An 11,731-nucleotide genomic window follows, 5' to 3' on the forward strand; every position below is an offset into this window, starting at 1 on the left:
CTCTCTATTTCTTAAAAAATTCACCCGTAATGATGTACCAGTCTTTTTCTTCCAGTTTTTCGATCTGACCCCATTGTAGTTCAAAGTTTTCTTGCATTTCGGTTTTTGTAATTTCTTTAATATGCCTAACATAATTATCGATTTCATCCTGATAAAATGTAACCGCGTTCTTTCCGATTTTTAGTTGTGTCAATTCTGAATCAAGTTTATCGGCATCGATTGAACAGATCCAGTTCCTTTCATAGGGTGTGAAGTCGAGAGCTTCAAGATCTTCTGCCAACTCATGATTAATACTTTTTACCTGTCCGCTAATGGGGGAAATAAACTGAATGGTTCTGTTTCCCTGCTTGATCGTGAATAACGGTTGACCTTTTGCAATATTCATTCCAAGGTTAGGAAAATCGATTCCGGAAATTTTTCCGATCAGTTTCTTTGCAAAGTCGTCTATCCCAACTTTAACTGTACCATCCTGACCAACGGAAGCCCAGCAATGTCCTTCTGATATGAAGACACCGCCCGGGATTGCAAATTCACCGGCACCTAATTTCTCTTTTTCTGTTAAATGAGCAATATGGACTCTTGGCTTTAATTGTTTTTGAATCCGGTCCTGGCGCTTTATAAGTGACTTTTTGGTAAACTCAAGCAACTCATCTTCAGTAAATGGTTTTTGAACATAGTCCATAGCGCCTAGTTTCATACAATCCACGGCTGTTTCAACTGTAGCATAACCGGTAATTATTATTACATCAATATCAGGACGGAGGTGTTTTACTAGTTTGGTTACTTCAACGCCGTCCATTTCAGGCATTTTAAGGTCTGTAAAAAGAAAATCGTAATGAAGTGATTTTATAAGATTAACTGCTTCTGAACCTGTATTAACTGTATCTACAGAATAACCGTCCAGAACAAGAATTTTTCTGAAGCTGTCGAGTATTACATCTTCGTCGTCAACACATAAAATTCTGGCTTTAGGATTTGGTACATCAGCACGTTTCAGCGAGACGGCTTCTTTACTGAAATCAAGATTAATGCTTTCATTCAGAACCTCTTCCCGTTCTTTGCGGAGTTTTTTCTCGTTCATTCTTTTAATTGAAAATCTTATGACTACATCAGCGACGATGAACAATACTAATGCTAATATGAAGAGAGGCATAATATTTCTCCTTGTTTTAAGTCCTTTGTTTATCGATCCGAACTGCAGGGTGTGAGCAGACTTTTTTCGTAGTCATACTGACTCGGTATCATTCTGTAAAACCACCCTTCGAAGTAAGGATCTTTTTCAAGCAAAGTTATATCATTTAATAATTTCTGATTACATTCAATTATTCTTCCGCTTATAGCAGAATAGAGTTGGTTAATTGTTCCGTCCTCGGAAGTCAATTTAATTAAAGGTTCGGCTTGATTCAGCATCGTGTCTATTTCCAGAAATTCAATTGATTGTATGTTTTCAATTGTTTTCAAGAAAATATCGGTAGCGCCAACATAAACGGATCCATCGTGAAATTCATTTACCCAGCAGGAATATCCCAGGCGAAAATATTTAGCCGGGCACGGGACGTGTACAATGGCCTGATTTCTGGTTCTTGCCGGATCTGTAAGGTCACGGTACTTTAAACATCTTTTTATTACACCTGTTATTTCATCGAAAGTGAAAGGTTTCGGGATAAAATCGAGGGCCCCGCCATAAAGTGATTTAACCGCATTCTCGATTGTAGAGTACCCCGAGGTTATTACAACCGGAGTATCGATGTTCCTGCTGCGAAGTTCCGACAGGAACTGGAAACCATCTATACCCGGCATCATAATATCGCAAATAATAATTCTGTATTCTTCCTTTTCGATTTTGTTTAATGCAGCTTCAGCATCGAGTGCGGAATCTGTTTTGTAGTTGTTGATCTCACAGATTTTTCTTATTGAATCAATTACTACCTGCTCGTCGTCGACTATCAATATTTCGGAAACTTTATTCATTTAATTCATCGGTAATCTGATTGAAAAAGTAGTCCCTTTACCCGTTTCACTTTCTACATCAATAGAACCGTTGTGGTTATCGATTATTCCCCATACAATTGCAAGTCCAAGTCCGGTTCCTTTCTGACCTTTTGTAGAGAAGAAAGGTTCGAATAGTTTTGGAATGTTTTCTTGGGGTATACCGCAACCTGAATCCTTAATCATTATTTCAACAAACTTCCTGTCGCCGCCCCTGTCTATGAATTCCCATTTCTGCCAGTTGTCATTAAATAATGCGCAACCGAGGAGATGACCCTGGTTTGGTAATATGATTTTGTAAACCGGTCCTCCGCATTCGGGGCATTTTTCATTTTTTTCGATCATGGAAATGTCGCAGGTAGGACATGTTAAATTGATCGCTTGATTTTTTGAAAGCGCAATACCGAAGAAATGTCTGTCGCTTCCATAAGTCGGATCGAGATTTATGAATCCTTCATTACCATTCGATTTGATCTTAAGATGGATTGACGGTGAACCTCCAATCTTAAATTCCTTGAAAATGAGGTTGTGATTCTTTGAACAAACTGCCGACTTAATTTGAGTATTACCTTTTGGAGAAAGGCTTGTAATTTTGGTCATAATTTTTACAACTCCGCCCTTTTCTCCAATTGCATCGATCGCATTTAGCAACAGATTAAGACAGACCTGCTGGATCTGATTTGCATCTGCAGTAATCTTAGGAAGATTTTCATCAAACTCGGTTTCAAGATTAATTTTGCTATATTTCAACTGATTATGTGCTACAGCTACTGCTCTTTTAATCACTTCGTTTATATCTGCCGGACTTTTCTTTGGCGCTGATTGTCTAGCGAAATCGAGTAAACCTTTTACAATCTCCCGACTTCTCATAGTTTCTCTTACAATTACATTTAAATCCTCCTGCATCTGAGGATTGTCTTTGGTCCGTTTCATTAAAAAGCTGCTGTAGGTAAGCACACCTGTAAGGGGATTATTAATTTCATGAGCTACTCCGGCTGCAAGTCGGCCTAACGAAGCCATTTTATCCGACTGAACGAGTTGAAGCCTAGTTTCATCCAGCCGTTTTATCATATTGTTGAAAGACTTACCAAGATAACCTAACTCGTCATTACCTAGATCTTTAATTGAATAATTAAGATTTCCTAAGGCAACCTCATTTGTTGCTTTAACAAGCTCCTTTGCAGGATCATCCACCCATCTTTTCACAAAGAAACCAATTATAAAACCGATTACAGTAATTGATACAATAGCAAAAAGTAACACGCGCAGCTGGTTTTGAATTAATTGTTCATCAATTGGTCCGAGGGAGATACTTACATCAAGAACTCCGAGCACAGTAGCTTCCTTTGGGTGTGCATGGCAATCGGCTGCCCAGCAGGATTTCTCATTATAAATCGGATTTACAATTCCCATGATTCGAGTAGAGTCGGGATGTAATCTAAAAATTCTTGTCCGGTCTTTCATGGGAAGTTTTTCGAGTGGTTTATTCTCGGCATGACATGCATAGCAGCTTTCTGCTTTTTTATCGAGCATACTTCCAATTTCATCCTGCCGGGTCGAATAAATTATTGTTCCTTCCTTATTAAGTATTCTCACATCATGAATTGCAGGATCTTTTCCGATCGTGCTGATCGTTTCCTGTATGTGTTCTCTTTGGTTTAACAGCATGCTGTAGCGCATGCTGTTTTTAACCGTTTCACTTAACTGATTGGAATGTCTTTCCACTTCCGCCAGCAACACATCATTCTGGGATTTTATATTAAAATAAGAATAGACTCCGATAGTTATTATGGCAGTAAAGCTCACAACAAATATCAGCTTCAAACCAATTCTCTTATAAATCCCTATTTCAGAAAGTCCTTTCATTTTATTTTTTCACCAGTTTCCCGGGCTTATCCTTTGGATACGAAAGATCTTCATGGCAGTCGCTGCAGGAAGGTGCAGAATATGTTTTTTCTTTATGACAGCTTTCACAGTCGAACTCAGAATGAGTATCATCAAGAGCGAGACCTGTTATCTTATGGTCGAAGTTTTCACTGGACCAGCTGCCGTGACATGTTACGCATTCTTTATTCAATCCTGTAAAATTAGATGGTGTTGTATGGCACCTAACACAGGATAATTTTGAATGGAATTTCGATAGATCAAAACCGGTTGAGACCTTATGGCTAAAGCCTGACACTTCCGAATTTGAATGACATGTAGTGCAGTTTGTTTTCGTTTCATGACAGCTTGAACATTTTTTATGCTGTTCGGCAAAAGTTCTTTTTACACTTTCAGGTTTTTTGATCTGCGAGTGACACTTTGAACAGCTTTCATTTGAATGACAGTCTGCGCAATCGATTCCGAATAAATCGGTATGATCTTTATGATAGAAGGTAACGAACTTTCCTTTATCTGTTTTAGTGTCGAATCTGATCTTATCTGGAGCCTTAATTTCGGGATGGATCCGTTTTGATTTATCGTTCTGTGTCTTAACCGGCGCTGCTTTCGATTTATCTTTTAGATCATGACATTCAACACAGTCTGTTTTTCCGCTCCAGGATCTGTGGCAGTTCATACACTGCTGGTGATATGCACCCTTTAAATCCGGTTTGCTTATATCTGTTCTCTTTCTCGAAGTTTCGTGACAATCTGAACAGCCAATGACATTTCCGGGAGGATTATAATGATGACAGGTTTTGCAACCGCCGGTCATGTCGGACATCTCAGCATGAGCAAGGTGAGTAAATTTCACCGGCGCATAAATATCTGTATCGCGTAACTTATCAATCACTATTATTCTAGGCCCTTCCTCGGCTTTTTGATCTATTCTTACCAAACTCTCGCGCGGACACGGCTTGATACATGGATTCTCTTTTGTCGGTATTTCGCATGAATGACAATTAGAGCAAGTAAGATTTTGATTTGCATGCGTCGGGCTCAATTTTGATTGAGCATTAAGAACAAAAGGAAGTGACAAGGTGAAAAGTATTAGTAGCTTTTTCATGACTGCACACTCCTTATCGAGAATTTCGCTTTTGTACCTGATGGCTGTGGAACACTTATAATCGGGAAGATCATTACAAAAGCCCTGAATAAAAGAATCTCTAAAGCAATAAATCCTGCTGTTACAGCAATTTCACCTATTGAAGGTATGTAACTCTCGAATACATAAGGTGGATTGTAAGCCACAATAAAATTATTTAACCTGTTCAGGAATACTCCGAAAATTACCAGGAATGCCGCTATTGAAAGTCCTAACGGCGACTTCTGAATTTGCGGCGATAAGAAAAGTCTTAATGGTACAATTACACCGATAACGATTTCGATTATGAACATCACACTTGCGGTGTTGAACTCTGTAAGGTATACGAATGTCTGTCGGATTACCATATCGCCAATCTTAAACGAAAGATAGATTCCGAGCAGGGGAGCAACCATACTTCCAAGATTCGACATGATGTGGGTTTCAGGTTTTAAATTAAATGACTTGGAGGTTAAATAAGATTCGAAGATTACCATTGGAAATCCGACTGACATTGCCGATAATAAGAATAACAGGGGCAAAATCGGAGTCTGCCATAACGGATGCATCTTCTCTCCGGCAATAATCATCAATGTACCCAGTGAGGATTGATGGAGACATGAAAGTACAACTCCGGCAATAATGAAAATGAACATCGTTTTATCCAGACCTCTGTCCAGCGCTCTTAACAGTCGATCAAGAGGATTATTTAATTTTTGTAGGAAACCAGGGAGATTAACTCTTCCGATAAAACGTTCGGTTACAATTGGCAGAAACTCAATATATAAAACAGTAAGATAGATCATAACGCACATACCAACTTCGAAGAGAGCCGAATTTCCGTTCCACATAATCAGCGGATGCCAGATATAGTAGTATCTTCCAAGATCTATACCAACACCTGCAGCTACGAAAGTGTAGCCGAGCATGGCAGTTAATAATGCAGGTCGTGTTATGAGGTGGTATTCTTCTTTATGCATAATATGGCCAAGTGCGGCAGTCGTAAAACCACCGGCTGCAAGAGCTACTCCGGCGGCTACGTCTATTCCGATCCAGATACCCCACGGGAATTCATTCGATAAATTGGTCACTGCCCCAATTCCGAATATTAATCTTGCCAGAACAAATAAAAGTCCTATCGCCGCAATGGCGGCAATGACTATTACTGTTGGTGTAAAATATCTTCTCGGTAGAGGGACTGCTTTCATATGCTCACTCATGATGTCCCTCCTTCTCTTTATTCGATTCAGCTTTTTTCTTATTTATCCACATCACACCTCCGAGTAGAGCGTATAGAGCGATTGGAGGTACAAAGTATGCGAAGATTCCATGCTGAATGGCTTCGCTGACGCCGGGGGCGGGATTTGTACCGAGTTTTGGAAACTGGAGTTCGGCGAAATCCCTGCTTGCCAAATAAAGCCATGCAGTACCTCCAACTTCATATTCACCGTAAATATGTTTATGATATCGTTCGGGGTAAAGACTTATTCTCTGATCTGCTAATTCAATAAGCGATTTTCTGGTTCCGTAAGTCAGAACTTCCATAGGACAGATTTCAACACAGGCAGGGAGTTTACCGACTTTAGTTCTTTCGAAACAGAAATCGCATTTACGAATTTCTGGATGCCATGCTTTTTCAAATTCAAATGCAGGAATCTGAAATGGACATGCTACCATGCAGTACCGGCAGCCGATACATTTATCAGTATCCCAGATTACCGAACCGTTTTCTTCTTTAGTAAATGCGCCGACAATACATGCGGAAACGCATGCCGGTTTGTCGCAATGCATACACTGAACTTTAACATTAACCGGAAAATCCTCGGTTCCTAAAGGAGGATATTCGTTAACAATTGTTAGTGATATATCATCGGGTCTGCGCATTTTTGCAAATACTGATCTGTCGTCATAGCTTTCAAGCGGAGCGGTTGGAAGGTCATGTGCAGTCTTACAAGCCCATTCGCATTTTCTGCATCCAATACATACTGTCGTATCGACAAGGACACCCATCCTGTCTTCAGCAAGGATATTTTTGGGTCCGGCTTTAACAGACTTTGTAGAAAGTCCCGTTACTCCGGCTCCAACCAGCGCAGTAGTTTTCAGAAATTTTCTGCGGGATTCATTCATCATTTATTCCTCCATGGATTAATTGAACCTTACCGGTACAATTTGATTAAATTAATTGGAGTTTATTATCCATTTCTAACTTACAATTTTAAGAGAAGTTTGTCAATTTAAGCATTACCAAAATTTCATTTTCCCTCATTTTTGAAAATATTTTTTTATCTTCATTCCCCAAATTTCAAAACTGAACAGACTATGAAAAAAAGTAAATCGACAGATATTGAAAAACTCAGGATGCTGATTAATCGGGTTGACGAAGACCTTCTGACACTCCTCTCTGAACGCAGAAGACTTAGCAGGGAAGTGTTTTTAGCAAAGGAATCAACAAAAAGTCCCATACGCGACCAAATGAGAGAAGAAGAACTTCTGAAACGACTTATCAGAATTGGAAAGAAAGAGGGACTTGATTCGACTTACATATCGAGGATTTTTTATGAGATCATTGAAGATTCTGTTCGCCTCCAGCAGAAATTTGTTCAGGGTTTAGTAGTAGGAAAAAGCAAATCTGATAACCTCAAAATTGCAATTCAAGGAATACAGGGTTCATACAGTTTTCTCGCAGCAAATAAATACTTCAGACATACCAAACAGAAACTGGATTTTGAATTCAAGAAAAGATTTGATGAAGTAATTGAATCCGTTGAAAAAGGAGATGCTGATCTTGCGGTCCTTCCGATCGAAAATACTACTTCGGGCGGCATTAACGAAGTGTACGATCTTCTTTTAAATACTACTCTTTCAATCATCGGTGAAGAGAAATTTGAAGTGAAACATTGTCTTGTGGGAACGGGTGATTCAGATCTTCAAAAAATCAGAAAAATATATGCCCACCATCAGGCTGCTTCGCAATGCAGCCGTTTTATCGAGAGTGTAAAAAACGCTTCCGTAGAGTATTTTTTTGATACCGCAATGTCGGTACGGAAAGTGAAAGAGGAGAAGAATAAATATTACACTGCAATAGCAAGCGAAGAAGCTGCTAAACTGTTCGGTTTGAAAATTTTGAAAAAGAATATTGCTAATCAGAAAGAAAATTATACGCGCTTCCTGGTTGTTTCCTCAAAATCTGAAATAGTTGATAAAAGAATTCCTTGTAAAACTTCTCTTATAATGGCCACTTCTCATTTACCGGGATCTCTTGCAGAAGCTCTTAATGTATTCAGGAAGTATAATGTTAATCTGACAAAACTTGAATCGAGACCGATAATTGGAAACGCATGGGAAGAGATGTTCTACCTCGATTTTGAAGGTAATGTTCAGGATGAATTAATTCAGAAAGTAATTGATGAACTTGGGCAGCATACTAGATTTCTTAAAATTCTCGGAAGCTATCCCTCCCAGGATTTAGTAAGGACAAAGATTGATCAGCATAAACTTAACGGGACGGAAATACAACAGTCAAAAAATATAATTCAACAAATTAAAGAACCATCAGTTATTAGTAGTAAAAAATCGAGAAGTTATAAACTTGCAAGCAGGGAATACAAACAGGAAGACACAATTATCAAAATTAAGGATATCCTGATAGGAGGAAATAATTTTGTGGTTATTGCGGGTCCTTGTTCAGTTGAATCGAAAGAAATGATTATGGAATGTGCGCAGGAAGCAAGAGAAAACGGTGCTCATATTCTGCGCGGCGGATGTTTTAAACCAAGAACCTCTCCTTATAGTTTTCAAGGACTCGGAATGGACGCGCTGGAAGATTTAACATCTGCGGGCAAATATTATGATTTGCCGGTTATAACCGAAGTGTTGGATACGCCATATGTATCGATGGTCGCAAAAACTTCGGATATTATTCAGATTGGTGCCAGAAACATGCAGAATTTTGCGCTTCTTAAAGAAGTCGGAAAAACCCAGAGACCTGTATTGTTAAAAAGGGGAATAATGGCATCAATCGATGAGTTGCTTAATGCGGCCGAATATATCCTTTCGCAGGGAAACCGGCAGGTGATTCTGTGTGAGCGAGGAATACGCACATTCGAAACGGCCACCCGAAATACTCTCGATATTAGTGCGATACCTGTGCTGAAAGAACTGACTCATCTGCCGATTATTGTAGATCCTTCACATGCAGTAGGGCAACGAGATAAAGTCGCACCCTTAGCCAAAGCGGCAAAAATTGTCGGGGCACACGGAATTATGATTGAAATCCATCCCGATCCCGAAAAGGCATTGAGCGACGGCGATCAATCCCTTTATTTTAATCAGTTTGAAGAATTGATGAAAGAGCTTGCGGATTTGTAATCTTTATATGTTGAATTATAGAATGGCTTTTTGAAATTGCAGGTAGATTAAGTAATAACTTGCATTTGTTTTTATGAATGTTATTCCATATTCCAATCCTAATCCTAATTTTATTCCATCGGAATCATAGTCTGAAAAATCAATTCCCGCTAGTACATTGAATGATGCACCTGCTTCCCATTCGTTAATGTCGCCGAATGTCCGGTCATTCAAATAGATTAATCCCGCCCCCTGTTCTAAATAAATCTTCTGATTCAGATTTACTCTCAGCATACCCCTCAAATAATAAGATTTGATAAAAGGATAATACCGCTGCTGACGGTTTTCAGGCAGGAAGTATTCGATCTTCTGAGCATACGTAAAACCGGTTCTGAAAGTTAATTCATCTGAAAACCAGGGGACCAGATCCAGGTAAACTGAAACGCCCAGGCTTGCGACAGAAGGTGAATTACCTTGAATTTCACCAAGCCCTGCAGTAAATCCCCCGCTTACTTTTTTGATCTGTGCACCTGTATTGAGGTACAAGAAAAAAAATATTAACAGAAACGCCAGCCGGTTTAACTTCATTTAATTATTATCAATTTTTGATTTTAAAAAAGTACCCTGAACAAATAAAATAAAAAAAGATTAAGATGAAACAGCAAAAAAGGTACAGTCTTTATTCGTCGGGTGACTGCATCGTATTCCAGAGTATCAGATAAACAAATAAACCCGGAATCATAAATGTAATCAGTGTTAAAAATGCCCATACAATTCTAATAATCCAGGGATTAATTCCCAGGTGCTCTGCAATTCCCCCGCATACACCGCCGAGATACCGGTCGCTTGCTCGTTTAAGATTCATTACTATATATGATTATATCCCTGATTCAATAGTGAATTGTAAACCATACAGTATCTACAGCGGGATCGGTTTTTTCAACGCGATGCTTTTTCCGGGCGGGTATCGCGAGATAATCTCCCGGCTTTAGATAAATAGTTTTTTCTTTTTCGAATTTTATTTCAGCACTGCCGGATATTAAAAGTACAAATTCATTTGAAGGTTGATCATACCAGTAATTTTGCGGTGAAGAATGTCCTCGCGATATTATCCTTTCAATCCTGAACGAATTATTCTCCATTAACACCTCGAGAAATTCCTGATCAATTCTATCTGGAATTCCCTCGTAAATATTCCTTACAGAAATCTCCATCTCCATTATTCCGGGTAATCCGCAATTATTAATTTGAATTCATTTGATGTGCTCGCTTCCTTCAGCACCGATTCGACTTCGAAAGGATCGAGCGGATTTGCAATGTGCATCATATTTTTTTCGAATCCGGCAAGCAGGTGCCGTAAAATCTTTCTGTTTATTAACTGACCGCCTGTCGCGGCTGCCTGTTTATTGTAAAACAGAAGTATCTTAATCGGAATTTCCCTGTTTAATAATTCTATCAGTCCAAGCGAACCGGCGGCAATAAATCCGAAATCGCCTGTTAACGCCCATACATTTTTAAAACCTGCCATATATGCTCCGATAGCAAGCGGTATGCTTCCGCCCATATATGTCACAATATCGATACAGTCGTAAGGAGGAAACGCAAACGAACTCGATCCGCTTGTATCTCCAGTAACGACTTCTCCTCTGAAGTTCTTAAATACGTCGAATAACGGCGCGTATTTTACCGCTGTGTTCTTTGCCCGTTCGGGAAAATCAACAGGGACTATCGGGAGGTCGGGCCTTGCAATCGTTGTCTGATCGCCGCCTAATTTTTTTGCAAGAAAAACTTTGTACTGATAATCCGAAAGCATTGGATGGACTACATGCTGATAAATATCTCTTCGGTAAATAAATTTTTTTGAAAGGTTGCTTTTCTTTTCAAATGAAACTTCATTTTTTATTTCAAGCGCATTGATTAAGAGCGCTACAGGCCTTTTCTCCAATTCAGATTCGTGAAATGCATTTATAACATCATCGTATATATCAGCTGTTGACGACTGAATAAATTTCATCGGCAAACCCTGAAGCACCGGGATTATTTCCAGAATATTGTCTGAATGTTTTCCGCTCTTATCCTCAAATATCAGTGTAACAAATCCGGCTGTAGTCTCGGCATAGAGAGAGTCCATTAGACTGTTCGCGGCTTTCAGAAGTCCGTGCGATTTCATCATTGAAGCGGATCTTTTACCGCAAATGCTTGCGCCATGGGCAATTGTGAACGCAACTTCTTCATGAAAAGAGTATTTGTTAAGCTTCATACTCAGTTCATTATATGCCTGGAATGTCTCTGTCCCTCCATACCCCGGGACGTGTGTAACAATCTCAACACCTAAATCGATAAGCGCTTGAGCAATAGCATGTGCGGCGGTAGTCTTCATCTACATAT

11 protein-coding genes are annotated in these 11,731 nt (G+C 39.3%); 1 reads left to right on the forward strand and 10 read right to left on the reverse strand.

The window, feature by feature from the left end:
• Positions 1-4 precede the first annotated feature (4 nt).
• Genes PLZ15_12135 through PLZ15_12160 form a run of 6 tightly spaced genes read right to left on the reverse strand, consistent with a single transcriptional unit; the run spans position 5 to position 7,126 of the window.
• The gene (locus PLZ15_12135; protein HOI30496.1) at positions 5-1,153 is read right to left on the reverse strand and encodes a response regulator; all 1,149 of its coding nucleotides are present in this window, start codon (positions 1,151-1,153) and stop codon (positions 5-7) included.
• 29 nt (positions 1,154-1,182) lie between these two features.
• On the reverse strand, positions 1,183-1,971 hold the full coding sequence (locus tag PLZ15_12140; GenBank protein ID HOI30497.1) for a response regulator: 789 nt from the start codon (positions 1,969-1,971) through the stop codon (positions 1,183-1,185).
• Complete coding sequence (locus tag PLZ15_12145) at positions 1,972-3,855, reverse strand: ATP-binding protein (GenBank protein ID HOI30498.1); 1,884 nt, start codon at positions 3,853-3,855, stop codon at positions 1,972-1,974.
• Between the two features lies 1 nt (position 3,856).
• Complete coding sequence (locus tag PLZ15_12150; protein HOI30499.1) at positions 3,857-4,978, reverse strand: cytochrome c3 family protein; 1,122 nt, start codon at positions 4,976-4,978, stop codon at positions 3,857-3,859.
• On the reverse strand, positions 4,975-6,216 hold the full coding sequence (hybB, locus tag PLZ15_12155) for a Ni/Fe-hydrogenase cytochrome b subunit (GenBank protein HOI30500.1): 1,242 nt from the start codon (positions 6,214-6,216) through the stop codon (positions 4,975-4,977). The genes PLZ15_12150 and hybB overlap by 4 nt, the downstream gene beginning before the upstream one ends.
• Positions 6,209-7,126 (reverse strand): 4Fe-4S dicluster domain-containing protein, encoded by a 918-nt coding sequence (locus PLZ15_12160; GenBank protein HOI30501.1) that lies wholly within the window; start codon positions 7,124-7,126, stop codon positions 6,209-6,211. The genes hybB and PLZ15_12160 overlap by 8 nt, the downstream gene beginning before the upstream one ends.
• Before the next feature lie 189 nt (positions 7,127-7,315).
• Between PLZ15_12160 and PLZ15_12165 the strand changes: the two genes are divergently transcribed.
• Positions 7,316-9,364, forward strand: coding sequence for a bifunctional 3-deoxy-7-phosphoheptulonate synthase/chorismate mutase (locus PLZ15_12165; protein ID HOI30502.1), 2,049 nt, complete (start codon positions 7,316-7,318; stop codon positions 9,362-9,364).
• Between the two features lie 15 nt (positions 9,365-9,379).
• Here the strand turns inward: PLZ15_12165 and PLZ15_12170 are convergent, their stop codons facing one another.
• The 4 genes from PLZ15_12170 to PLZ15_12185 form a co-directional block, all read right to left on the reverse strand.
• Complete coding sequence (locus PLZ15_12170) at positions 9,380-9,931, reverse strand: hypothetical protein (GenBank protein ID HOI30503.1); 552 nt, start codon at positions 9,929-9,931, stop codon at positions 9,380-9,382.
• Positions 9,932-10,022: 91 nt separating this feature from the next.
• Positions 10,023-10,208: a PspC domain-containing protein gene (locus PLZ15_12175; GenBank protein ID HOI30504.1), complete on the reverse strand. Its 186-nt coding sequence runs from the start codon at positions 10,206-10,208 to the stop codon at positions 10,023-10,025.
• Between the two features lie 25 nt (positions 10,209-10,233).
• Positions 10,234-10,557, reverse strand: coding sequence for a cupin domain-containing protein (locus tag PLZ15_12180; protein ID HOI30505.1), 324 nt, complete (start codon positions 10,555-10,557; stop codon positions 10,234-10,236).
• 5 nt (positions 10,558-10,562) lie between these two features.
• Positions 10,563-11,723, reverse strand: a complete 1,161-nt coding sequence (locus PLZ15_12185; GenBank protein HOI30506.1) for a thiamine pyrophosphate-dependent enzyme — start codon at positions 11,721-11,723, stop codon at positions 10,563-10,565.
• Between the last annotated feature and the right edge of the window lie 8 nt (positions 11,724-11,731).

The organism is Melioribacteraceae bacterium (assembly GCA_035362835.1).
In the GTDB taxonomy this organism is placed as follows: domain Bacteria; phylum Bacteroidota; class Ignavibacteria; order Ignavibacteriales; family Melioribacteraceae; genus DSXH01.